The following is a 23,207-nucleotide window of genomic DNA, read 5'->3' on the forward strand; positions in this document are numbered from 1 at the left end:
TGGCGATGAACGCCCCGCACCTTCCCACACCCCGCGCCCGCGCATCGGACTTCAGCGCCGGGTCCTCGTCGGCCCCACGCCCTCCTGCGCCCTGCGCGCCGCGCGTGCTGCGGGCTCTGGGCTGGCTGCTGGTCGCCCTGGTGGCCCTGCTGCTGGCGGCCAGCGCGCTGCTGTGGTGGTGGGCGGGCAGCGGCACATCACTGGCCACCACGCTGGCCCGTGCAGCGCGATACCTGCCCGCCAACCAGCAGCTGGAGAGCCGCGATGTCAGCGGCTCGCTGCGCAGCGGCGGGCGCATTGGCTGGCTGCGCTGGAGCAGTCCTACCCTGGCGGTGGAAGTGACCGACATCCGCCTGGGCTGGCAGCTGGCACCCTTGCTGCAGCGCCGCCTAGAGCTGGGCGAGGTGCATGCCGCCCGCGTGGCGATCACCCCCCAGCCCAAACCCACTGACATACCCGAGCCGCCACCCACGCCCCTTACCAGCCTGGTGCTGCCGCTGGAGCTGGGCGTGCCGTTCCGGATCAACCAGCTGCTGTGGGCCGGGTCACCCGCAGTGGAAGCCCAAGGCCTGGCGGGCGACTACCGGTTTGATGGCCGCCAGCACCGCCTGACCATCGGCGCGGTGGAGCTGGCCCAGGGCCAGTACAGCGCCCGCGCCACGCTGGACGCACAAGCCCCCATGGCGCTGGACGCCACCGTGGACGGCACTGTGCGCACCGCCGTGCCCGGGGGCGGCGCTGCGCTGCAGGTGGGCGCCCACGCCACGCTGCAGGGCACGCTGGCCACCGCCGCCGCCCAGCTGCAACTGCAGGCACGCCTGAAGCCCGAGCCGACCAGCGAAGCCGCCACACCACCCGCAGCCGCGCCCGCCAGCAAACCGGGCGCATCAAAACCTCCTACCCCACGCACAACCCCTGCACCCGCTGCCGACCCCATGCAGGCTGATCTGGCCGCCACGCTGGCACCCTGGACGCAGCAACCCCTGCAGTCCGCCAACGCCACGTTGCGCGCCGTCAACTTGGCGGCCCTGTGGCCGCAGGCACCGGTCACGCAGCTGCACGGCACGCTGCAAGCCGGGCCCACATCCGGCGGCGCAGGCACGTCAGGCACAGCAGGCTGGAGCCTGCAGGCCGCGCTGCGCAACGACCTGCCTGGCCCCTGGGACACCACCCGCCTGCCCCTGACCGCGCTGGACGCCAGCGCAAGCTACGACGGCACCTGCTGGACCGTGCCCAGCGCCACCCTGCAGGCGGGCACGGGCAGCATCACCGCGCAGGGCCACTACACCCCTGCCACCCACGCGCTGGAGGGCCAGGCGACCCTGCGCGCGCTGCGCCCCGACGCCCTGCACACGCTGCTGGCTGCAGCCCCGCTCTCCGGCCGCGTCACCGCGCAAACCCAGGGAGAGGCCGTGCGCTTCAGTGCCGATGTGCGGGCAGACACCGGCACGGCCGCGCGAACGGCAACCGCAAAGACCCCGGGTGCAGCGGGCGCACCGCTGCGCATCAATACCTTCAGCACACAAGGCACCTGGCAGGCCACCGACGGCGGCACGGTGCGGCTGGACCGCCTGCTGCTGGACGCATTGCAGGCCCGCGTGGAAGCCACCGGGCTGCAGGTCGCACTGGGCACGCAGTCTGCACAGGGCAAGGTCACCCTGGCAGTGCCCGGCGCCAACGCACAGGCACAAGGCACGCTGGCCCCGCGCAGCGGCGCGGGCGACCTGCAGGTGCAGTGGGCCGACGCCGCGCTCACGCAGCGCTGGCTGGCGGGCCTGCCGGTGGTGGGCACCGCCGTGCAGCGCGCTCTGCAAGGGGCCAGCGGCCAGGGCACGGCACAGATCACCGCGCGCTGGAAGGGCGGCTGGCAGACACTGACGGAGCAACTTCAGACTGCCACCGCCCACAGCGCAGCCGCCCGCAACCCCGACCGTTTTGATCTGCAGGCCACGCTGAACACCCCCCAGCTGGACCTGACACTCCCCGCCACTAGCAATGCCAGCGGCGGCACCTCCGCCGGGCAAGCCCTGCAACTGCGGGCCTTCAAGGCCGAACTGGGTGGCAACCTGGCACAGGCCTCTCTGGCGCTAACCGGCGAGGTCCGCACACCAGCGCCCCAGGCCGCGCAGGCGGCGGTACAGACCCGCCTTGCCAGCACAATGGTAGGCGCGGGGCAATGGCAGCTGCAAGTCAGTGAACTGCGCCTGCAAGCCCAGGCAGCGCAGCGCCCCGGGCCGTGGACGCTGCAACTGGCAGAGCCCCTGGGCCTGACCGTGCGCACCGGCGCACCTACCCCCAGCGCCCCCCCGTCACCGGCCAGTGGGCGTGCGGCACCATCACCCACCACCACCTCCCTCAGCCTGCAGGCATCAGCCGGTCAGGCCCGCATCACCGGTCCCTTGCCGGGCACCGTCACCCTGCGCTGGTCGCCGGTGCAATGGTCAGCAGCGACGGCACCCAACGCCCTCTCGCGGTTGCAAACGCAGGGCACGCTGCAGGGCCTGCCCATGGCCTGGGTGGATGCGCTGGGCCTGGGCGAGACCCCCGCCGCCGCAGGCCGGCCCGCGCAGCCGCTGCTTGCGCGCATGGGCCTGGCCAGCAGCATCGTGCTCGATGGGCAATGGAGTGTGGACACCACGGGCGACGCCCTGCGCGCAAGCGCCAGCCTGCGCCGTGCCAGTGGCGACCTGCGCATCCTGGCGGGCGATGCCACGGCCGTCACAGCGGTGCAAAGCAGCGGCCAGGGCACCGGTGCAGGTGCCACCACCGTGCTGGCCACTGCAGCCACACCGCCTGCAGGTGCATCAGGTGCAGCAAGCGCATCGAGCGCCCCAGGCACGCTCGCCGGTGTGCGCCAGGCAGAAATCACGGTCACCGCCGAAGGCGACACGTTGCGCGCGCGCCTGCTCTGGGCCAGCGACCGCGCGGGCGAGATCGACGCCACCGCCAGCACGCGTCTGTCCGCTGCCAAAGCCGATGCCCCGATCACCTGGCCTGCCGACGCACCACTGGCCGGCACCTTGCGCGCCCGACTGCCTGACGTGGGCGTGTGGTCTGCGCTGGCGCCGCCCGGCTGGCGCGTGCGCGGCACGCTGGATGCCAGCGCCACCCTGTCGGGCACGCGCGATGCGCCGCGCTGGGCGGGCACCCTGGGCGCCGACGAAATGGCAGTGCGCTCCGTGGTGGACGGCGTGGACCTGCAAGGCGGCCGCCTGCGCGCCACGCTGCAGGGGAACCAGCTCAACATCACCGAGTTCCGCTTGCAAGGCGGGCGGGGCAGCAGCGCGCGCATTGCAGGCTTCAGCGGCAACCGCACGGCCGCAGCACAAGACGGTGGCACGTTGACCGCCACCGGCCGTGTGGCCTGGGGCGACAGCGCCACGGCAGGCACTGGCCTGTCGGGCATCACCATGTCCCTGCAGGCCGAGGCCAAGGCCCTGCAAGTGCTGGTGCGTGCCGACCGGCAGGTCAGCGTGTCGGGCCAGTTGCAGGCCCAGTTGCAGCAGGGCCAGATCAGCCTGCGCGGCAAGCTCACCACCGACCGCGCCACCATCATCCTGCCCGATGAATCCGCACCGCGACTGGGCTCGGACGTGGTCGTGCGCTCCGCCGCCAAGGACCGCGAAGACCAGGCCAAGGCCCAAGCCGCCGCCAAGGCCAACCAGGTGGCCGCGCAGGCAGAGACCGCCAAGCCGCCCGACATCGCCATCACCCTCAACCTGGGGCGCGACTTTGCGCTGCAAGGCCAGGGCATCACCACCAGGCTGACGGGCGAGGTGGACATCCGCAGCAGCGCCGTGCCCGGCGCCCCGCCCCGCGTGACCGGCGAAGTACGCACCGACCAGGGCCGCTACCGCGCCTGGGGGCAGATGCTGGACGTGGAGACTGGTCTCATCCGCTTCAACGGCCCGTACAACAACCCCTCGCTCGACATCCTGGCGCTGCGCCCCAACATCAGCGTGCGCGCGGGGGTGCAGGTCACGGGCAGCGCGCAGGCGCCGCGCGTCACGCTGTACTCCGACCCGGAACTGCCCGATGCCGAAAAGCTGTCGTGGGTGGTGCTGGGCCGCAATGCCTCGGCCGGAGGCGCCGAAGCGGCCGTGCTGCAACAAGCCGCGCTGGCGCTGCTGGGCCGCAACGGCGGCCAAAGCCCCACCGCCAACGCCGCCAGCCGCCTGGGCCTAGACGAAATCGGCTTTCGCGGCGCCACCACGGGTGAGGACGCCAGCGCCGCCGCCCTCACCTTCGGCAAGCGCCTGTCCAAAGACCTGTACGTGACCTATGAGCGCAGCCTGTCGGGCACGCTGGGCACGCTGTACATCTTCTACGACCTCTCCCGCCGCCTCACCCTGCGCGGGCAAACTGGCGAGAAAAGCGCGGTGGACATCATCTACACCGTGAAGTACGACTGAGGCGCAACCGGCCAGGGAGGCACCCGCGCGCCACTACAATGCGCGGCTGCCTTGCCTCCTCGTAGTTCAATGGATAGAACGAGTGCCTCCTAAGCGCTAGATACAGGTTCGATTCCTGTCGAGGGGACCAGCTTCATAGCCAAAATGGCTGCAAGCGCTAGTGCAATATGCGCTAGCAGCTATCAAATCTGAAGCATCCGCACGCAATACGCCCCCTGCCCCAATCGGCGCATGGCCGTCCTAGCTGCCTTACTTCGAGTCCCTCTTGTCTGCTCGCCCTCGCGCAGACTGCGCAAGGTGATCGCCTTCCACAGCATCGGGCAAAGGCTCGTCCGGGCTGACCATGGTGCCCGCAGCGGCACCTCCCAGCGCACCGGCAATGCCGCCCAAGGTGCTACCGACCACAACACCCACCGGGCCCGCGACGGCCACACCCACGGCGGCACCGGCTGCGGCGCCGGCCATCATGCCGCCGCCCATCAGGGCGGAGTGGGCTTCGCGCTCTGCGTCTTCAGGCTCCAGCGCGGTCTGGGCGCCAGTTCGGGGGTCTTGCGATGGGATGCCGTAGCCGGGGCGTGCTTGCTCGGCCAGGTCTTCGTCCACGGGTGCGGTGGCCGCAGTGGAAGGGGTGGTAGAGGGACTCATGATGGGCTCCTTGGACAGGGAACGACGGCGCCAAGGGGGTGCCGTCACAGTCCTTTTTTAACCCTGCAACCCAACCGATCAAGCCAGCCGGCAGACCGCACGCCTGTCAGGCAATGCGCCGTGCCATGGCACCACCCGCTTGGCAGCCCCGCTCCGCCAGCCCGCGCCTTCAGGCCACTTGCGGCGCCGTGCGGTCAGCAGCAGCGGGCCGCGTAGCCGTCATGGCACTGCCCATCGACGCGGCCATGATGCAGCCGATGGCCAGCCACTGCACCGCGCTCAGGTGCTCGCCCAGCAGAGCCATGGCCACCAGTGCGGCCACGGCGGGCTCCATGCTGATCATGATGCCGAAGGCCTCCTTGGGCAGGCGTTTCAAAGCCATCATCTCCAGCGAGATCGGGATGGCGCTGGACACCGCCGCCACCGCCACGCCAATGAGCAGCACGGCGGGCGACAGCAGCGCCGCGCCCGCATGCACCACGCCCACGGGCACCACCACCAGCGCAGCCACCAGCAGGCCCAGCGATACCGAATGCCCCGCGTGCAGGTGCCCGGCGCGCTTGCCGAACACGATGTACAGCCCCCAGAACACGGCCGCGCCCAGAGCGTAGAAGACGCCCACCGGGTCCAGCGTGCTGCCGTTGAGCCCCAGCGGCAGCAGCATGCCCAGGCCGGCGATGGCCAGCGCCACCCACACAAAATCCACCGCGCGGCGCGATGACCAGATCGCCACCGCCAGTGGTCCCGCAAACTCGATGGCCACCGCCAGGCCAAACGGCAGGGTACGCAGCGACATGTAAAACATGAGGTTCATGCCGCCCAGCGCCGCGCCGTACAGCATGACGGCCCGCGCGTCCGCGCGCGACAAGTGCCAACGCCAGGGCCGCCACAGCAGCAACACCAGCAGCGCCGAAAAGCCCACGCGCACGGCGGTCGTGCCCTGCGCCCCCACCACCGGGAACAACCAGTGTTTGGCCCACGAGGTGCCGATGCCCAACGCAGTGACGGAGCCCAGCACGGCCAGGAAGGGAAAGAAACGGTGCAGAAGAGAACGGAGAGGGAAAGCGCTCATGGGCTGAAAATATAGTGCGACCCCAGCGTGCTTTTGACTCGAATTTCGGGGTTTGCGCGCAACTTTCGCTCACCCAGACAGCCTGTTCCAAGGAGCCCTCATGGCCACCCCAGCAGCACTTGACCGCTTTGACCTCGCCATCCTCGACATCCTGCAGGCCGACAACACCACGCCCCAGCGTGCGATTGCGCAGGCCGTCAACCTGTCGGCGCCTGCGGTGCAGCGGCGCATTCAGCGGCTCAAGGACAGCGGCGTGATCCGCGCCAACGTGGCCGTGCTGGACCCGGTGAAGGTGGGCAAGCCGCTGACCATCGTGCTGGAGGTGCACCTGGACAACGAGCGCCCCGACCGCACCGCCCCGCTGCGCGCGCGCATTGCGGCCGAAGACGCGGTGCAGCAGTGCTACAGCGTGACGGGCGAGGCGGACTACCTGCTGGTGGTGAACGTGGCGTCGATGGCGGACTACGAGGCGCTGACGCGGCGGCTGTTTGAGGGGGACGACAACATCAAGCGCTTTCGGACCTCGGTGGCGCTGGCCAGCCTCAAGACCGGGCTGCGCGTGCCGCTGGACAGCACAGCAACCGTGGCCTGATCACGAAGCCACAACCGCAATCACAGCCCCAGCATCTGGCGCATCTGCTTGCCCGTGAGGCGCTGGCGCGGCCCACCCAGCAGCTCGCACATGCGCGCATTGAGCGGTGCCGCCATGCCCTGTTGCGCCGCCAGCCGCACCACGGCGCCGCACAGCGCGTCGATCTCCGTCACGCGCCCGGCCTCCAGGTCGTCCCACATCGACGAGCGGGCCGTGGCGTCGATCTGCAGCATGCGCTTTGCCAGTCGTGTGAACAGCCAGTTGGGCAGGCGCAGCACATGGGGCAGCAGCGTGGGCGACACGGCAGTGACCTGGGCGGGGGTGATGCCCGCGCGCGCCATCACGCGCAGCGCCTCGGTCTGCAGCGCGGCAAAAACACGGCGGCAGTCGCGGTCCAGCAGCTCTTGCCGCAGGGGCAGGTTGGACAGCGCGTTGACCGGGTTGTTGAGGTTGAGCAGCAGCTTACCCCACTGCACGGCACGGATGTCTGGCGGCAGCGTGGTGGCCAGGCCGGCGGCGTTGAACAGGGGCGCAATGCGCTCGGTGACGGCGTCGCGCTGCAGCTGCAGATGGCCCGCGGTGGCGCGGTGCACCTGCGCGCCGCGCAGCACCACGTTGTACGGCACCATGCCCGCCAGCACGTTCAGGCCGGGCGCCAAGGCGGCGATGCGGGCCACGTTGTCCACGCCGTTTTGCAGCGAGATCACCGGGGTGCCGGGCGCACAGGTCGCCGCCAGCTCGCGCGCGGCAGACTCGGTGGCGCCGCTTTTGACGCACAGCAGGATGATGCTGTCGACCCCGGGCGCGGCGTCGGCCAGCGTGGCAGCCAGTTGCAGTGCGGACATGGGCACGGTGCGGTCAAAGCCGTCCAGGTCAGTGACCTGAAGACCGCGGAGCGCGATGGGCTCCAGCGCATGCGGCCGCCCCACCAGGCACACCGGCTGGCCATGTGCGGCCAGGCGCCCACCCACATAACAACCAATGGCGCCTGCGCCCAAAACGATGAAGTTCATGCCGATGCGTGTGTACGGTGGTGGAAGTGGACGCAGGCGGACCAGGAACCGGCACAGCCTGCGCGCTACCCCCGCATTGTGCGGGGCAGGCCCCTTGCGGCGTGGCGCGCACGTGACGAGGCGCTCTGAAGCACTCAGCGGGTACTTTTGAGGGATTTTGAGCCGATAGCGCTAGTGCAATATGCCTCAACAGCTATGCAATTAATAGCAAACAGGGCATCACACAGCTCAGGGCTTGGGAGTCGCAAACCGCACGGTCACCCGCAGGCCGCCCAGGCGCGCCGAGCTGTCCAGCGCCACGGTGGCGCCATGACCTTGGGCGATGGCCTGCACGATGGCCAGACCCAGACCGCTGCCGGGCGCACCGTCGGCGGTGACGCGCACAAACCGCTGCATGGCCCGCTCGCGGTGCTCGGGGGCGATGCCGGGGCCGCCGTCTTCCACGGTGAGCACGGCGTGGTCGCCCTCGCGGCGCACCTGCAGGTCCACCTGGCCGCCAGGCGGGCTGTATTTGATGGCGTTGTCCAGCAGATTGCGGGCCAGCATGCGCAGGGCCTCAGCATTGCCGGTGACGGTGGCGGCGTCCGATTCAAGCAGGCCTACATCCATGCTGCGCGCCTGGGCAGCGGGGGCCACGTCGGCCAGCGCCAGTTGCGCCGTGGCGCGCAGGTCCACCGGATCGTTGACGGCCGTGCTGGCCTCCTGCCGGGCCAGGGTCAGCAGCTGCTCGACCAGCCGCGTGGCGCGCTCGATGCCGGCCGACAGGCGTTCGATGGCGGCCGCCCGCGCGGCGTCGTCGCCCGCACGCTGCAGGCCCTGCAGTTGCAGGCGCAGTGCGGCCAGGGGGGAGCGCAGCTCGTGCGCGGCGTCGGCCACAAAGTGCTGCTGGGCCTCGAACGCGTGCTGCACGCGCTCGAACAGCAGGTTGAGTTCGCTTACCAGCGGCTGCACCTCATCGGGCAGTTGTGCATCGCTCACGGGCGACAGGTCGTCGGCCTGGCGCTGTGCCAGCTGGCGGCGCACGCGCTCCACCGGGGCCAGCGACCGGCTCACGCCCCACCACACGGCCAGCACCAAGAGCGGCGCCATGATGGCCAGCGGCGCCAGCGTGCGCAACGCCAGGCTGCGGGCCATGTCGCGCCGCGCAGCCATGTTCTGCGCCACCTGGATGACTTGCGAGCGCGTCTGCATCGAGAACACCCTGTAGGTGCCGCCGCGCGCCTGCACGTTGGTGAAGCCCAGCACGGCAATCTGTGGCAGAGCGGCGCCTACAGCGGATTCAAAAATGCGCAGGCCTTCGTTGGTCCACACCTGCACGATGAACTCGTGGTTCTCGTCCTCGGGGTCCAGGCCCGGGCCCAGGCCTTGGGCATCCACCGGCAGACCCGAGCGCAAGGCCAGCGCCGTCTGCTGCATGTGGTAGTCGAACAGCGCATCGGCCTCGTCCAGCGCGCCCCGGTAGGCCAGTGCGCCCTGCACTGCGCCTGCCAGCACGATGGCGGCCAGCAAAAACATCAGCAGCCGCATGCGCAGCGAGCGCGGGAGCATGGACTGCAGCGCGCTGCGCCAGGAGGTGGTTGGCACGTTCTTCATCTCTATCCATCCATCCCCGCCGCATGCTCAGGGCGGGAGATTGCGCGGGGGCAGCCAGCAAGGGCCGCCCCGCCGCAAAGGCTGTCGTCCCCTTGGGGGGAAGCGGCGAAGCCGCTCAGGGGGGTCATGCCTTCGGCACGAGGTAGCCCACCCCGCGCACGTTCAGCACCAGCTCGGGCCCCAGCTTCTTGCGCAGGCCGTGGATATAGACCTCCACCGCGTTGCTGCTCACCTCGTCGCCCCAGCCGTAGAGCTTGTCCTCCAGTTGCTGGCGCGACAGCACCATGCCGGGCCGCGCAATCAGCGGCTCCAGCACCGCCCATTCGCGCCCCGACAGCACCACCGGTGTGCCGCGCACGGTGACCTCGCGCGTGGCGGGGTTGATGCTGACGCCCTGGTGTTCATACACCGGCTCGGCACGGCCCGCTGCGCGGCGCAGCAGGGCACGGATGCGGGCCAGCAGCTCGTCCAGATCGTAGGGCTTGAGCACATAGTCGTCGGCCCCGGCATCCAGCCCCTCGATGCGCTGCGCCACGGCATCGCGCGCGGTGGCCACCAGCACGGGGGTGCGGTTCTTGCGGGCGCGCAGGTCGCGCAGCACGGCCAGGCCATCGCGTTTGGGCAGGCCCAGGTCCAGCAGCACCAGGTCGTATGCCTGGGTGCGCAGTGCCGTGTCGGCCGCGTCGCCATCGCGCGCCCAGTCCACCGCGTACTGCTCGGCGCGCAGCAGGTCCAGCACGGCTTCGCCGATCATGGAATCGTCTTCAACAAGCAGCAGGCGCATGGCAAGGGGGCAGAAAGGTCGGTCGGTCAGGAGTGCAGGAAATGGGCTGGCTGCCAAGGATAGCGGCGGCATGGGCGCTGGCGCAGCACCGGGCTGCCAGAACGACTTAAATTTGACACATCACTGTCACAATGAAAGCGCCACGCGCACACCGCCCGCCCCAGGGGCCGGGCCACCACCACAAAACACAAGGAGCAAGACCGATGGCAATTTCGATGGCATTCCCCCCTCTCCACCACGTTGCTGCAGCCATTGCGCTGGCCGCGCTGTCTGCCACAGGCGCCCAGGCACAGGGCGTGGTCAACGCGCTGTGCAGCACCGACGCGCCCTGGTGCGAAGCAGCCGCCAAGGAGTTCACCCGCAAGACCGGCATCAAGGTGAACCAGGCCCACAAGGGCACGGGCGAGATCGCCGCGCAACTGCGCGCCGAGGCTAAGAACCTGTTCAAAATCTTTTCGGGGTCGCACAAGTACCTCGCCGGGATGGGATGCTAGGCGCGGTGCGCTGCCGATAGCCCGTGCTATCGGCAAGCGCCGCAACGCCGGAGACCGCCCGGCAAGGCACTTGCCCGAAGGGTTGGAGTGAAATCGGGCGATTGAACGCCTCGGCTGCTTGCATGGGCACGAGCCCATGCGGCGCACCCGAAGCATCCACTCATCCCGATTGCACTCCAATGCGATCCCCGAAAAGATTTTGAACAGGTTCTCCCCCCCCAAAACCGACATCTGGTGGGGCGGCACGGGCGACCCCTTCTTGCAGGCGGCGGAGCAAGGCCTGCTGGCCGAATACCGCCCCGCCTATCTGCATGACCTGCATGGCTGGAGCGTGCGCCAGTACGCCATGTCGGGCCACCAGGTGGGGGGCTTTTACAGCTCGGCCATCGGCTTTGGCTACAACACCGAAACGCTCAAGAAGAAAAAGCTGCCGGAGCCGCAGTGCTGGTCCGACGTGATCAAGCCTGCGTACAAGGGCGAGGTGGAAATCTCGCACCCCGCCTCCAGCGGCACGGCCTACACCGTGATCGCGGGGCTGGTGCAGCTGATGGGCGAAGACAAGGCGTTCGACTACCTCAAGGCCCTGCACAAGAACACCACCACCTACACCCGTAGCGGCCAGGCGCAGGCGCCCAACGTGGCCAAGGGCGAGGTGGGTGTGGGCATCACCTTCATGTTCAACTTTGAGAAGTGGAAGGCCGACAAGTACCCGGTGAAAACCCAGGCGCCTTGTGAAGGCACCAGCTACGAGGTGGGCGGCATTGCGCTGGTCAAGGGCGCGCGCAACATGGACAACGCCAAAAAGTACTACGACTGGCTGATGAGCCCCGAAGGCCAGGCCGTGGGCGCCCAGGTGGGCAGCTACCAGGTACCCGCCAACAAGACCTTCAAGATGGACCCGCGCATCCCGACGCTGGACAACGTGAAGCTCATCAAATACGACTTCGAGAAATACGGCAAGGCCGCCGAGCGCCGGCGCCTGATCGACCGCTGGACGAAGGAAGTGGAGCCCCTGCCGCGCTGATGCGCAGCGCCCGCCGCTGGGTAGCAACCGACGGCGGGCGCAGGCCATGGATCAGCCCAGGCGCACGGGCACAAAGATCTTGTCGCCGTCGCGCTCAATCAGCAGCGCCACCGACTTGCCCGCATTGGCCATGGCGGCACGCACCTGCGTGATGTCCTTGATGGGCGCGCCGTTGATGGCCAGCAGCACGTCGCCCGGCTGCACACCGGCCGCAGCGGCGGGGCCGCGTGCCTGCTCGATGACCAGTCCCTCATTGAGACCTGCCGCGCGCCGCTCCTGCGGGTCCAGCGGACGCAATGACAGGCCCAGTTGGCCCTTGCCCACGGCATCGTCGTTGCGCGCCTGCTTGATCGCCTTGTCGCTGGCGTCGCCCAGGGTGGCGGTCAGCTCCAGCGGCTTGCCCTGGCGCCAAATCGACAGCTTGGCCTGTTGGCCCGGCTGCGCCTGGCCCACCCAGGCGGGCAGGTCGCCCGAGGCGACGATGGGCTGGCCGTCCACCTGGCGGATCACGTCGCCGGCCTGCAGGCCGGCCTTCTCTGCAGGACTGCCCTTGCTGACGCTGGCCACCAGCGCGCCTTCGGGCTTGTCGAGGTTGAACGACTCGGCAAACGCCTGGTTCACCTCTTGCACGGCCACGCCCAGCTGTGCGTGGCGCACCTTGCCGGTGGCAACAATCTGGTCTTTGATCTTGGCCGCCAGCTCGATGGGGATGGAGAACGACACCCCCTGGTAGCCGCCCGAGCGGCTGTAGATCTGCGAGTTGATGCCCACCACCTCGCCACGGGCGTTGAACAGCGGGCCGCCGGAGTTGCCGGGGTTCACCGCCACATCGGTCTGGATGAAGGGCACCAGGCTGTCGTCGGGCAGCGAGCGGCCCTTGGCGCTGACCACACCCGCCGTCACGCTGTTTTCAAAGCCGAAGGGCGAGCCGATGGCCAGCACCCATTCGCCCACCTGCAGGTCGCGAGTACTGCCCAGGCGCACGGTGGGCAGGTTCTTGGCGTCGATCTTGAGTACGGCCACGTCGGTCTTGGGGTCAGAGCCCAGCACCTTGGCGCGGAACTCGCGCCGGTCGGTGAGCTTGACGATGACTTCGCTGGCACCCTTGACCACATGGGCGTTGGTCAGCACCAGGCCATCGGGGCTGACGATGAAGCCGGAGCCTTGGCCGTGCGTGGGTACGTTGGGCTGGGCCTGTGGCCCCATGCCGCCCGGAAAACCGAACTGGCGGAAGAACTGGTAGAACGGATCGTTCGGGTCCATCTGCGGCGCCCGGCCCTGGCGCGCGGCGGGCTGGCCTTCGTCTTCGCCGTCGTCATCGGCCATCGCGGCCTTGGTGCTGCCCGTCACGCTGATGTTGACCACCGCCGGGCCGTTTTGCGCGGTGATCTGCGCGAAGCTGGGCAAGGCCCCGCCGGGGGCTGCGGGCGTCTGGGCCACGATGGCGGGGGGCGGGGTCAGCGCGCGGGCCTGGTGCCCGGTGATGAGGCCTGCGCCCGTGGCACCCACCGCACCGGCGGCCACCAGGGCCAGGATGAGGCGACGGGGGGTGGAGGTCAGCGTTGTCGTATTCATGGTGTGGTGCCTTTCCAATCGGAGTTGCGATGAAGGGCAGTGTGGGCACCAACACTTAGACGAAACTTAGAGCGGCTAACAAAACTCCCCTGGCGTCGTTGTCTCGCCTTGTCGTACTAGTTGTACTGCCTGCGGCGAAACGCCTCGCCAGGGCCGCTTCGCTGAGTTTTGTGAGCCGCTCTCAGACCGGGATTCAACACCCTCACTGTTTTTCTGAGTACCGTGGGAGCTTCGTCACGATGCGCCTGGTCGCAGCCCCCCCGCAGGTCACACAGCGCCACGGCCTTTCTGGCTCTCGAAATAGACCACCTTGCGGGCCCGCATCACGTCGCCCAGGGGCCGGTGTGCAGCCAGCGCCTGCCAGGGGTCGAACACAGCGGCCTCCACCTCGGCGGCCAGGGCTGCATCGGCGGCGGGGTCCTGCCGTGGCAGGGTGAGCCGGGCCACGGTGGTGTAGGGCGTGGGCCAGTCCACGCTGGCATCTTCAATCGGGGTGGTGGCCTCGTTCACAAACGGCTGCAGCTGCAGGTCCCACTGCAGGTCTTGCTGGCGCAGGCGGCCGGAGAATTCGGCATCCCAGTCGTGCTGCACCTGCCTGACGGGAGCGCCGTTGGACGCATGGGGCACCAGCCGCACACGGACGGCATAGGGCCCGCAGGCAATGGGCGCAGCGCTGAACATGGCATGCGACGCAAAGCCACCAAAGGGCCGCCCGAAGGTCTTGACCGTCTTGGCGATCTGCCGGGCCGCCCCCAGCAAGCCGTGGCGCTGCACCAGAAACTTGATCAACGCACCGCCGCCGTGCGACGCAGCGACCACAAAATCCACAAACTCGGCGCTTTGGGGGAAGGCGAACTTTTCCTGGTTGATCAGCAGAAAGTCCTGGCTTTTGGCGGGCCCATTGCCCAATGCGGAGTCGCCCTGCACACCGCGCACACTGATCGCAAAGCCCCGGATGTCGGGTTTGTGGTCCGCCGCCTTGTCCATGCCGCCGTTGCTCAGCCGCACCCGCACGTCGTACTGCGCCGGCCGCGCGAACAAGCCCTGGGCGGCAAACGCGGGCAGATCGCCCAGCACCTCCAGGCGGCCATACGCGGCCGTGAGTTGCTTGCGGTGCAGGCCCCGCCCGTTGCCATATTTTTGCGACTTGCGTGCCTGCAGCTCGGCAAACTGGCGCGCGTAGCCCGCAAAGCGCTGCGCTTCATCGGGTGCCACCACTTCTTTCCACTGGGTGCTGGGGGCGTTGGACATGTGCATGAGCCACCTTGGTTAAAAGCCAGGCGGCATGGTAGCGCGGCACAGGCCTCCCATGCCACCCCACTACGGGCCTTCAACCACTGACGAAGCGGTACACGATAGCGCCCCGCACCACCTCGCCCGGCTGCCACCAGCGCACCGGAAAGCCTGCGTGGTTGGGCGCATCGGGGTACTCCATGGGCTCCAGGCAGATACCGTCGCCCGGCTGCCACAGCCAGCCGCCCTGCCCCGCTCCACGCCCCAGGTCCCGGGCGGGGTCGGCCTTGAGGCCGTGGCCTGCATACACCTGCACGCCAGGGGCGGTGCTCCACACCTCCATCGCACGGCGGCTCACCGGCTCGCTCAGCAGCGCGGCCAGGCGCAAGCCCGTTGGAGTGATGGATGACGACGGAGGGGCAAGGGGCGGAGCCTGTTCGTCCAGCACCAGGTAGTGGTCCAGCCCGCCCGCCACAGCCAGCTGCTCATGGGGTGTTGCGATGGCATCCGCCACACGGCGGGGCTGGCGGAAGTCGAACGGCGTGCCCTGCACTCCCGACAGCCCGCCCGTGGGGCACACGTCAGCGGCCAATGGCACGTAGCGGCTGGCGGGCACCTGCAGGGTGTGGCCGTGGGTGCTGCCCTGGCCTGCCAGGTTAAAGAACGCATGCCCGGTGAGATTAAGCACCGTGGGCGCATCCAGCACCTCGGCCGTCCAGGCCATGTGCAGCGCGTTGTCGGCCGTGACCTGCAGGTGGAGCCGCACGCACACCGTGCCGGGCACGCCGTCGTCTTCGGTGCGGAAGGTGTGGCTCAGGGTGAGTGCATCGGCCTGTACCTGCTCCACCGCAAACACCTGAAAGCGGCTGCCGCGCGGGCCCCCATGGTGGTGGTGTGGCCCGCTGTTGGTGGGCAGTTGCCGGTGCGATCCGTCCGGCAGGGTCAGCGTGCCCGCACGCAGCCGCCCCGCCCAGCGGCCAATGAGTGCGCCCATGGAGAGCTGGCCGTCCAGGTAGCCTTGCAGGCTGTCATAGCCCAGCGCCACATCGGCCAGACCACCCTGACCGTCGGGCACCGCCACCTGCACCAAGCGTGCGCCATAGTTGCTCACGGCCACCTGAAGGCCGCCGGGGCTGCGCAGGGTGAACAGGTCCGTGCGCTGGCCGTGCAGCTCTTGTTGAAACGCTTCGCGGGAAAGTGTGAAAGCCATGCGCCGAGTCTATTTGGTGGCACTGGCCGTATCACGCGTGACGAGCCAGATGCCCACACACACCAGCACCAGGGCCAGCAGGTTTTTCCACTCCCACAGTGCCTCGCCCAAAAACAGCGCCGACAACGCCGCGCCAAAGATCGGCACGGTGAAGTTGAACACCGTGACCTGACTCACCCGGTTGTGCTTGAGCAGGATGCTCCACAGCGAAAAAGCGGCCGACGATAGCAGCGCCAGATACACCAGCAGCACGGTCGAGCCCGCGGTGAAACCCGTGATCGAGCCCCCCAGCGCCCAGCCGATGGCCAGCAGCGCCACACCGCCCAGGCCGAGTTGCCAGCCCGTCATCACCACCGAGTCCATGCGCTGCGACACCTGCTTGCCGTAGATGCTGGCTGCGGCCAGCACCAAGGCAGCGATGACCACAAAGCCCTCGCCCAGCAGCGTGAAGTCCAGGTCCAGCGTGCCACGCCCCAGGTTCACCACCATCACGCCCGCAAAGCCCACCAGGCAGCCCCAGAGCTTGGCATGGCTCAGGCGGTCGTTGTGATACACCCAGTGCGCCAGCAACACGCTGAAAAACGTACCCGTGGCATTCATGATGGAGCCCTTGACGCCCGTGGTGCGCGCCAGGCCCACGTAGAAGAACACGTACTGCAGCGTGGTCTGCGCCAGGCCCAGCACCACCAGCTGGCGCCCTGCCCCGGGCCCCAGGCCCCAGATGGCCTTGCGCGTGGCCACGGCCCAGGCCAGCAGGATCAGTCCTGCGCCCAGAAACCGCCAGCCTGCGAATACGAGCTGCGTGGGGATGTCATTGCGGGCGATGCCAAACCAGGCGTAGCCGGTCTTGATGGCCGGGTACGAGCTGCCCCAAAGCAGGCAGCACAGCAGCGCCAGCGCCACCACGACCTTGCGGTCGGAAAATCGGGAATGCCCCATGAGATGTAGTCTTTCAAGGACAACAGCCCTTGCAGGCAAGGGCTGTTGGAGGGGAAACACAAGGGGCCATAGCCCCTAAAACTTCAGGTCACCGGCGCCGGGTTGAAAAGCACCAGCGCGTTGTGCAGCTGCCATTGCTCGGCCCAGGTCTTCTTGCGGCCGCTGGCCACGTCGAGCAGCAGGTGGAACATCTCCCAGCCCAGGTCTTCGATGGTGGCCTCGCCATCAGCGATCTTGCCGGCATTGATGTCCATGAGGTCGTGCCAGAGGCGCGCCAGGTCAGTGCGCGTGGCCACCTTGACCACCGGGCATTCAGCCAGGCCGTAGGGCGTGCCCCGGCCCGTGGTGAACACATGCAGGTTCATGCCCGCAGCCAGTTGCAGCGTGCCGCAGATGAAGTCGCTGGCGGGCGTGGCGGCATACACCAGGCCGCGCTGGCCTGGGCGCAGCTTCTCGCCCGGAGACAGCACGTGCGCAATGGGCGCGGTGCCGCTCTTGATGATGGAGCCCATGGCCTTTTCGGCGATGTTGGACAGTCCACCTGCCTTGTTGCCCGGCGTGGTGTTGGCCGCGCGATCCACACGGCCCCGGTCCAGATAACGGTCGTACCAGCCCAGCTCGCGCACGATGGATTCGGCCACTTCGGGCGTGGCAGCCCGGCTGGTGAGCTGCTCCACGGCGTCGCGCACTTCGGTGTTCTCGCTGAACATCACGGTGGCGCCCGCGCGCACCAGCAGGTCGGCGCAGAAGCCCACGGCCGGGTTGGCGGTGACGCCGGAGAACGCATCGCTGCCACCGCACTGCACACCCAGCACCAGCTCGCTGGCGGGTATGGTCTCGCGGCGGCGGGCGTTCAGGCGCTCCAGGTGGGGCCGCGCGCTTTGCACGATGTGGTCGAGCATGGACATGAAGCCCACATGCTCGTCGGCCTGCAAGCACACCGTCTCGGGGCCCAGCGCCGCGTCGCGCTCGTCGGTGATGGGGAAGCTGCCCGGGGGCAGAAGGCGGTCGGGCTGAAGCTTTTCGCAGCCCAGGCTCACCACCATGACCTCGCCCCCAAAGTTGGGGTTGAGGCTGATGTTGCGCAGCGTGCGGATGGGGATGATGGCGTCGGGTGCATCAATGGCCACGCCGCAGCCATAGGTGTGCTCCAGGCCGATCACGTCATCCACATGGGGGTACAGAGGCAGCAGCTCGGCCTTGATGCGGCGCACGGCCTGCGCCACCACGCCGGCCACGCACTGCACGGTGGTGGTGATGGCCAAAATGTTGCGCGTGCCCACCGAGCCATCGGCATTGCGATAACCCTCGAAGGTGTAGCCCGTGAGGGGTTCGAGCACCGGGGGCTTCACGGTGGCCATGGGCAGGCCTTCGAGCGCTCGGGCCGAGGGCATCTGCAGCAGGCGCTCGTGTACCCAGCTGCCGGCTGCGATGTCTTTGAGCGCATAGCCGATGGGCACGTTGTAGCGGCGCACCACGCCGCCTTCAGGGATGTCTGCCAGCGCCACCTTGTGGCCCTGCGGCACCTTGTCGCGCAGCGTGATGCCTGCGCCCGGCACACCGGCTGGCAGCAGGGTGCCTGCAGGCAGGCCACCGTCGTTGGCGACGATGGCGACGTTGTCATCCGCGTGCATGCGGATGGTGAGAGCTTGTCGCATAAGTCCGTTCAATTCACAAGGTATGCCGGTTTCGCTCCACGCAGTGGCAGAGCCATCACTCCCGCCGGGTCAGCCGCCTCCCTTGAGCACCAGGTCTGGCAGCCACATCGAAAACTGGGGCACATAGGTCACCAGCATCAGCGCCACGATGAGCGCACTGTAGAACGGCCAGATGGTCTTCATCACCTCACCCACCGACACGCCCCCGATGGTGCAGCCGATGAACTGGGTGGTGCCCACGGGTGGCGTGTTCAGGCCCAGAGCGCAGTTGATGAGCATGACGATGCCGAACTGCTCGGTACTCATGCCGAACTGCTGGCAGATGGGCAAAAAGATGGGCGTGCAGATGAGGATGGTGGCCGCCATGTCGAGAAAGGTGCCCAGCACGAACAGGATGATGTTCACCGACAGGAAGATCACCCAGGGCGAGGTGCTCATGGACTTGAGCGCATCGCCGGTGAGCTCAGCCACGCCGTACAGGCCGATGAGGTAGCCGAACATGGACGAGATGCCAATGAGCAGCAGCACCGTGCCCGTGGTCTTGACGGCCTTGGACGCGGCCTTGAGGAACTGCTCGCGCGTGAGCTTTTTGTAGACGAAGACCGAAAGGATCAACGCCCACAGCACCGCCACCGACGCCGACTCGGTGGCGGTGAACGCCCCCGACAAAATGCCCGCGATGATGATGACCACCACCGCCAGGCCGGGCACCGAGGCGCGGAACGAGATCCACACAATCTCCCAGCCCGGGAAGGTGCCGGCGGGGTAGCCGCGCTTGACGGCCACAAAGTAAGCGGCTGCCAGATTGCAGATGGTCAGCAGCAGGGCCGGCACGATGCCCGCGAGGATCAGCGCCGCAATGCTCACCTTGCCCCCAGCAGCCAGCGTGAAGATGATCAGGTTGTGCGACGTGGGCATGAGCGCGCCTACCAGCGAGGCGTGCGTGGTCACGTTCACCGCGTAGTCGGCGTGGTAGCCCTCTTTCTTCATCTGCGGAATGAGCACCGCGCCCATGGCGGACACGTCGGCCACCGGCGAGCCCGAGACGCCGCCAAACAGCGTGCAGGCCAGCACATTGCTCATGCCCAGGCCGCCACGCACATGGCCCGCCACGCTCTTGGCAAAGTTGACGATGCGGTCGGCAATGCCGCCATACATCATGATCTCGCCCGCGAAGATGAAGAACGGGATCGCCAGGAACGAGAACGGGTTCATGCCCGAAATCATCTGCTGGAAGCCCACGGCCAGCGGCAGGCCTTCGTACAGGATGGTGGCCAGCGAGGACAGGCCGATCGAGAAGGCCACGGGCACGCCCAGCAGCAGCAGCAGCGTGAAGCTCACGCACAGGATGGTCAACGCCATGATGGTGATGGAATTTTTATGAAGACGTTTAAGGAGCGGGCTTAGAGGCTGGGAATTCCTTGGTCGTGCCCGAAAGGCGCGCCACAACGCTCCGGATCTAGGCGCAAAGCGCAGCCATAGCCAGCGCTATGGCGAGCATTTGCAACGGCGAGCCGGGGCGTTTTGGCGTGCAAGGCGGGCATGGACAAGGGATTCCCAGTCTCTTTAGTGCCAGGCAGGCTCGACTTCAACGCCACGCAGGATGGCGATGATGTGCTCCAGCGAGAACATGGCCACCAGCACGCCGGCCATGGCGGGCGGCACGTACTTGAAGGCTTCGGAGATGCCCAGCGTGGGAATCTTGTAAGGCGCCACGGATTCAGCCAGCACACCGCAGTTCCAGGCCATGACGATGCCGAACAGCAGCACGAGGGCATGGATCAGCAACTCGAGCTTGGTGCGCAGCCAGTCGGGCGCCAGCACCAGGAAGGATTCCAGGCCGATGTGGCCCGCGTCACGCACACCCACGGCCATGCCCAGCATGGTCACGTACAGCACCAGCAGCACCGCGCCGCTCTCGGCCCAGGTGGGTGTGTCGTTGAAGATGTAGCGGCCGATGACCTGGTAGAGCACGGCGCACACCAGGAGGACAAGCCCCCCCACGCCAAGCTTCAGGCAGATGCGCGCGATGAAGGCACAGAGTCGCGTGTACATAGAAGGAACATTCAGAAGACAAACAAAGAAACCTGCAGCCGGGCGTCGGGCCCTGCGGCAGGGATGGCCAGGTTCACTGGACCGCGTCGATGCGCTTGACCATGTCCTGGAGCTTGGGGTCCTTCAGGAACTTGTCGTACACCGGCTTCATGGCCGCCTTGAAGGGCGCCTTGTCCACTTCCACGATGTCAGCGCCACCGGCCTTGACGACGGCCAGCGACTTCTCCTCCCGCTCGTCCCAGAGCTTGCGCATGTACACCACCGACTCCTTCGCGGCTGCGCGGATCGCCTTTTGCTCGTCGGCGCTCAGCTTGTCCCAGACGCGCTTGCTGAACAGCAGGATCTCGGGCGCCATCGAGTGCTCGGTCTTGTTGAAGTACTTGGCCACTTCGAAATGGCGCGAGCTTTCGTAGCTGGGGTAGTTGTTCTCGGCGGCGTCCACCAGGCCCGTCTTGAGCGCGGTGTACACCTCACCAAAGGGCATGGGGGTGGCGTTGGCGCCCATGGCTTCCAGCAGCGAGACCCACAGGTCGCTCTGCTGCACGCGCACCTTCAGGCCCTTCACGTCGGCCAGGGTCTTAATGGGCTTCTTGACGGTGTAGATCGAGCGTGCGCCGGAGTCATAGAACGCCAGGCCCACAAAGCCCTGCGATTCGCAGTCCTTCAGGATCTCGTCGCCGATGGCGCCGTCCAGCACCTTGCGCATGTGCTCCTTGTCGCGGAACAGGAAGGGCATGGTGGGCACCATGGTGGCGGGGCAGATGTTGTTCATGGGCGCGACGTTCACGCGCGTCATGGCGATGGCGCCCAGTTTGGTCTGCTCGATGGTGTCCTTCTCGATGCCGAGCGAGCCCTTGGCGTACACCTTGATGCTGTGCTTGCCGCCGGTGGCCTTGGACAGCGTCTCGCCCATGTGGCGCACGGCCAGCACGGTGGGGTAGTCCTCGGGGTGGATGTCGGACGAGCGGAACTCGGTGGCCTGCGCGGCCAGGCTGCCGAGCAGGATGCCGGCGGCGATGGCCACGCGGCCAAAGAGGTGTGGAACGTTCATGGTGCTTTGTCTCCTGGGTTGAATGGGGGTTGGCGCGCCGCGCTCACGCGCTCTGGTACGGGGCTTCTGCGAGCCCTTGGGCGCCCGGGCGGGTCACGAAGACCGCGCCGCCGTGGGCTGCATCGTTGCCCTGCGGCTGGCCGGGGCGGATGGAGGTGATGAACAGCAGGTCCATGTCGGGCCCGCCAAAGCTGCACATCGAGGGCTTGCTGACCGGCACGGCCAGCGAGCGGTCCAGCACGCCCGATGGCGTGAAGCGATGCACCAGGCCTGCATCGTTGGCGCAGATCCAGTAGCAACCGTCGGTGTCGATGGCAGCGCCGTCGGGCCGGCCCGGCAGTTCACGCATGTCCACGAACTCGCGGCGCGGCCCCAGGCTGCCATCGTCGTGCAGGTCCAGCGACCAGATTTTCTGCACACTGGGGTGGCTGTCGCTGAGGTACATGGTGGCGCCATCGGGGCTGAAGGCCAGGCCGTTCTGGGTGACCAGGCCCTGCACCTGCGGCGCCGAGAGGCCACGTGCATCCTGCCGGTACAGGCCGCCCGCAGGCTGGGCCAGCGACATGTCGCGCACCATGGTGCCAGCCCAGAAGCGCCCCTGGCGGTCACAGCGGCCGTCGTTGAAGCGCATGCCGGCTTGCGGGTGCTGCACGGCAGAGATAAGGGTGCAGACCAATGTGCCGTCGTCGGCAGGCTGCAGGTGGAAGACACCGGTGTCCATGCCAGCGATGAGCCCACCGCTCGCATGCAGCGCAATACAGGCCAGCCGCTCAGGGGTCGTCCAGCTCCTCAGTTGCCGGTCGGCCCAGCGCAGGCGGCGCAGCGCGCGGCCTTCAATGTCCACCCAGTACAGCGCCTGCTCGGCTGGGCTCCACAGCGGGCTTTCGCCCACCTGGTCCTGGTGGTGAGGCAGCAAGAGTTCCATCGGCTCGCTCACTCGAACGGACCGGTGCGCACAAACGGCCCGCCCTGGAAGATCACGGCCGGGTCGGTCAGGTCGGGCTGCGGGTCTGCGGCCTCTACCTTGGCACGGAAGGGCTCGGAGCTGTCTTGCGGGCGGTAGCCAATGTGGCGGGCGAGTGTGTTGTCCCACCAAGTGGTGGTGTTGTCGCCCATGCCATAGATGATGCTGTGGCCTACCACCGGCGCCGTGAGGCTGGCCACCACCAGGCGCTCCAGGTCGTCGTAGCTCATCCACGTGGCCAGCATGCGGCGGTTGCGCGGCTCGGGGAAGGAGGAGCCGATGCGCAGGCATACGGTTTCGATGCCGTAGCGGTCAAAGTATAAGCGTGAGAGGTCCTCGCCAAACGCCTTGGACAGGCCATACAGGCCATCGGGCCGCGCCGGGTCGCGCAGACCCACCACTTCGTCCTGGCGGTAAAAGCCGGTCACATGGTTGGAGCTGGCAAACACCACGCGCTTGACGCCTTGCTTGCGAACGGCCTCATAGAGGTTGTACGCCCCCACGATGTTGGCCTGCAGGATGGGGTCCCAGGGCTGCTCGGTGGACACGCCCCCCAGGTGCACCACGGCGTCCACCCCTTCGAGCAGCGGCAACATGGCACTGGCGTCTTCCAGCCGCGCGGGGCGCAGTTCTTCGCCCGGCGCCTCGCTGCCCAGGTCGGCGATGTCGGACAGGCGCAAGGTGGTGCAGTACGCCTTCAGGCGCGTGCGCAATTCGCGCCCCAGTCCGCCAGCGGCCCCGGTCAATAACAAGCGTTGAAAACGGATCGGTGTCGGGTGACAGGGCATGGCTTTTGCGGAGGTTCTTGGTACAGTGGCGTTACAAGTGGTTGAACGTCATCAGTTGTCATACAACGAGGAGGCAATGTACTCCTTTCAACCCGTCCAACACAT

18 protein-coding genes, 1 tRNA gene and 1 pseudogene are annotated in these 23,207 nt (G+C 67.9%); 5 read left to right on the forward strand and 15 right to left on the reverse strand.

All coding sequences use genetic code 11. The features are described 5' to 3' along the window. Positions 1 to 5 precede the first annotated feature (5 nt). Both C8C95_RS05030 and C8C95_RS05035 read left to right on the forward strand, forming a co-directional pair. A complete protein-coding gene (locus C8C95_RS05030) occupies positions 6 to 4,412 on the forward strand; it encodes a translocation/assembly module TamB domain-containing protein (RefSeq protein WP_116750141.1) in 4,407 nt (1,468 codons plus the stop codon). A gap of 55 nt (positions 4,413 to 4,467) precedes the next feature. Continuing rightward, positions 4,468 to 4,542: transfer RNA gene (locus C8C95_RS05035), tRNA-Arg, on the forward strand. Between the two features lie 119 nt (positions 4,543 to 4,661). Here C8C95_RS05035 and C8C95_RS05040 read toward each other — a convergent pair. Beyond that, on the reverse strand, positions 4,662 to 5,057 hold the full coding sequence (locus C8C95_RS05040; protein WP_116747866.1) for a hypothetical protein: 396 nt from the start codon (positions 5,055 to 5,057) through the stop codon (positions 4,662 to 4,664). Positions 5,058 to 5,226: 169 nt separating this feature from the next. Beyond that, positions 5,227 to 6,129 (reverse strand): EamA family transporter, encoded by a 903-nt coding sequence (locus tag C8C95_RS05045; protein WP_116747867.1) that lies wholly within the window; start codon positions 6,127 to 6,129, stop codon positions 5,227 to 5,229. A 100-nt stretch (positions 6,130 to 6,229) separates the two neighbouring features. On the opposite strand from C8C95_RS05045, the gene C8C95_RS05050 reads away from it, so the two are divergent. After that, positions 6,230 to 6,721, forward strand: coding sequence for an Lrp/AsnC family transcriptional regulator (locus C8C95_RS05050; RefSeq protein ID WP_116747868.1), 492 nt, complete (start codon positions 6,230 to 6,232; stop codon positions 6,719 to 6,721). A 20-nt stretch (positions 6,722 to 6,741) separates the two neighbouring features. Here C8C95_RS05050 and C8C95_RS05055 read toward each other — a convergent pair whose 3' ends face one another. The 3 genes from C8C95_RS05055 to C8C95_RS05065 form a co-directional block, all read right to left on the reverse strand. Beyond that, positions 6,742 to 7,734: a 2-dehydropantoate 2-reductase gene (locus C8C95_RS05055; protein WP_116747869.1), complete on the reverse strand. Its 993-nt coding sequence runs from the start codon at positions 7,732 to 7,734 to the stop codon at positions 6,742 to 6,744. Positions 7,735 to 7,962: 228 nt separating this feature from the next. Continuing rightward, complete coding sequence (locus tag C8C95_RS05060) at positions 7,963 to 9,327, reverse strand: ATP-binding protein (protein WP_116747870.1); 1,365 nt, start codon at positions 9,325 to 9,327, stop codon at positions 7,963 to 7,965. 124 nt (positions 9,328 to 9,451) lie between these two features. Next, positions 9,452 to 10,111: a response regulator transcription factor gene (locus C8C95_RS05065; RefSeq protein ID WP_060986931.1), complete on the reverse strand. Its 660-nt coding sequence runs from the start codon at positions 10,109 to 10,111 to the stop codon at positions 9,452 to 9,454. A gap of 203 nt (positions 10,112 to 10,314) precedes the next feature. Here C8C95_RS05065 and C8C95_RS05070 point away from each other — a divergent pair. After that, positions 10,315 to 10,551, forward strand: a pseudogene (locus C8C95_RS05070) (iron ABC transporter substrate-binding protein); the annotation flags it as partial. A 253-nt stretch (positions 10,552 to 10,804) separates the two neighbouring features. Then, positions 10,805 to 11,629: an ABC transporter substrate-binding protein gene (locus C8C95_RS05080; RefSeq protein ID WP_243415632.1), complete on the forward strand. Its 825-nt coding sequence runs from the start codon at positions 10,805 to 10,807 to the stop codon at positions 11,627 to 11,629. Positions 11,630 to 11,680: 51 nt separating this feature from the next. On the opposite strand, the gene C8C95_RS05085 is transcribed toward C8C95_RS05080, so the two are convergent. From C8C95_RS05085 to C8C95_RS05130, 10 genes are all read right to left on the reverse strand, one after another. Then, positions 11,681 to 13,204, reverse strand: coding sequence for a DegQ family serine endoprotease (locus C8C95_RS05085; protein WP_116747871.1), 1,524 nt, complete (start codon positions 13,202 to 13,204; stop codon positions 11,681 to 11,683). A gap of 267 nt (positions 13,205 to 13,471) precedes the next feature. After that, positions 13,472 to 14,455: a catalase gene (locus tag C8C95_RS05090; RefSeq protein ID WP_243415633.1), complete on the reverse strand. Its 984-nt coding sequence runs from the start codon at positions 14,453 to 14,455 to the stop codon at positions 13,472 to 13,474. A gap of 79 nt (positions 14,456 to 14,534) precedes the next feature. Continuing rightward, entirely contained in the window at positions 14,535 to 15,647 is a 1,113-nt protein-coding gene (locus C8C95_RS05095) for an aldose epimerase family protein (protein WP_116747873.1), read from the reverse strand. 9 nt (positions 15,648 to 15,656) lie between these two features. After that, complete coding sequence (locus C8C95_RS05100) at positions 15,657 to 16,586, reverse strand: DMT family transporter (RefSeq protein ID WP_116747874.1); 930 nt, start codon at positions 16,584 to 16,586, stop codon at positions 15,657 to 15,659. Between the two features lie 83 nt (positions 16,587 to 16,669). Further along, complete coding sequence (gene garD, locus C8C95_RS05105) at positions 16,670 to 18,244, reverse strand: galactarate dehydratase (protein WP_116747875.1); 1,575 nt, start codon at positions 18,242 to 18,244, stop codon at positions 16,670 to 16,672. A gap of 69 nt (positions 18,245 to 18,313) precedes the next feature. After that, positions 18,314 to 19,606 (reverse strand): TRAP transporter large permease, encoded by a 1,293-nt coding sequence (locus C8C95_RS05110; protein WP_056066169.1) that lies wholly within the window; start codon positions 19,604 to 19,606, stop codon positions 18,314 to 18,316. A 204-nt stretch (positions 19,607 to 19,810) separates the two neighbouring features. Next, positions 19,811 to 20,299, reverse strand: a complete 489-nt coding sequence (locus C8C95_RS05115; RefSeq protein WP_116747876.1) for a TRAP transporter small permease — start codon at positions 20,297 to 20,299, stop codon at positions 19,811 to 19,813. A 73-nt stretch (positions 20,300 to 20,372) separates the two neighbouring features. Then, the gene (locus C8C95_RS05120; RefSeq protein ID WP_015015561.1) at positions 20,373 to 21,350 is read right to left on the reverse strand and encodes a TRAP transporter substrate-binding protein; all 978 of its coding nucleotides are present in this window, start codon (positions 21,348 to 21,350) and stop codon (positions 20,373 to 20,375) included. A 43-nt stretch (positions 21,351 to 21,393) separates the two neighbouring features. Continuing rightward, positions 21,394 to 22,275, reverse strand: coding sequence for an SMP-30/gluconolactonase/LRE family protein (locus C8C95_RS05125; protein WP_116747877.1), 882 nt, complete (start codon positions 22,273 to 22,275; stop codon positions 21,394 to 21,396). An 8-nt stretch (positions 22,276 to 22,283) separates the two neighbouring features. Continuing rightward, a complete protein-coding gene (locus C8C95_RS05130) occupies positions 22,284 to 23,102 on the reverse strand; it encodes an NAD(P)-dependent oxidoreductase (RefSeq protein WP_116747878.1) in 819 nt (272 codons plus the stop codon). Positions 23,103 to 23,207 lie beyond the last annotated feature (105 nt).

Source organism: Acidovorax sp. 99 (genome assembly GCF_003096455.1).
GTDB classification, from domain to species: domain Bacteria; phylum Pseudomonadota; class Gammaproteobacteria; order Burkholderiales; family Burkholderiaceae_C; genus Acidovorax; species Acidovorax delafieldii.

Bases quoted from the DNA above. Each gene is read 5' to 3' on its own strand.
- C8C95_RS05030 (WP_116750141.1), top strand. From the start codon at position 6: ATGAACGCCCCGCACCTTCCCACACCCCGCGCCCGCGCATCGGACTTC.
- C8C95_RS05040 (WP_116747866.1), bottom strand. From the start codon at position 5,057: ATGAGTCCCTCTACCACCCCTTCCACTGCGGCCACCGCACCCGTGGAC.
- C8C95_RS05045 (WP_116747867.1), bottom strand. From the start codon at position 6,129: ATGAGCGCTTTCCCTCTCCGTTCTCTTCTGCACCGTTTCTTTCCCTTC.
- C8C95_RS05050 (WP_116747868.1), top strand. From the start codon at position 6,230: ATGGCCACCCCAGCAGCACTTGACCGCTTTGACCTCGCCATCCTCGAC.
- C8C95_RS05055 (WP_116747869.1), bottom strand. From the start codon at position 7,734: ATGAACTTCATCGTTTTGGGCGCAGGCGCCATTGGTTGTTATGTGGGT.
- C8C95_RS05060 (WP_116747870.1), bottom strand. From the start codon at position 9,327: ATGAAGAACGTGCCAACCACCTCCTGGCGCAGCGCGCTGCAGTCCATG.
- C8C95_RS05065 (WP_060986931.1), bottom strand. From the start codon at position 10,111: ATGCGCCTGCTGCTTGTTGAAGACGATTCCATGATCGGCGAAGCCGTG.
- C8C95_RS05085 (WP_116747871.1), bottom strand. From the start codon at position 13,204: ATGAATACGACAACGCTGACCTCCACCCCCCGTCGCCTCATCCTGGCC.
- C8C95_RS05090 (WP_243415633.1), bottom strand. From the start codon at position 14,455: ATGTCCAACGCCCCCAGCACCCAGTGGAAAGAAGTGGTGGCACCCGAT.
- C8C95_RS05095 (WP_116747873.1), bottom strand. From the start codon at position 15,647: ATGGCTTTCACACTTTCCCGCGAAGCGTTTCAACAAGAGCTGCACGGC.
- C8C95_RS05100 (WP_116747874.1), bottom strand. From the start codon at position 16,586: ATGGGGCATTCCCGATTTTCCGACCGCAAGGTCGTGGTGGCGCTGGCG.
- garD (WP_116747875.1), bottom strand. From the start codon at position 18,244: ATGCGACAAGCTCTCACCATCCGCATGCACGCGGATGACAACGTCGCC.
- C8C95_RS05110 (WP_056066169.1), bottom strand. From the start codon at position 19,606: ATGGCGTTGACCATCCTGTGCGTGAGCTTCACGCTGCTGCTGCTGCTG.
- C8C95_RS05115 (WP_116747876.1), bottom strand. From the start codon at position 20,299: ATGTACACGCGACTCTGTGCCTTCATCGCGCGCATCTGCCTGAAGCTT.
- C8C95_RS05120 (WP_015015561.1), bottom strand. From the start codon at position 21,350: ATGAACGTTCCACACCTCTTTGGCCGCGTGGCCATCGCCGCCGGCATC.
- C8C95_RS05125 (WP_116747877.1), bottom strand. From the start codon at position 22,275: ATGGAACTCTTGCTGCCTCACCACCAGGACCAGGTGGGCGAAAGCCCG.
- C8C95_RS05130 (WP_116747878.1), bottom strand. From the start codon at position 23,102: ATGCCCTGTCACCCGACACCGATCCGTTTTCAACGCTTGTTATTGACC.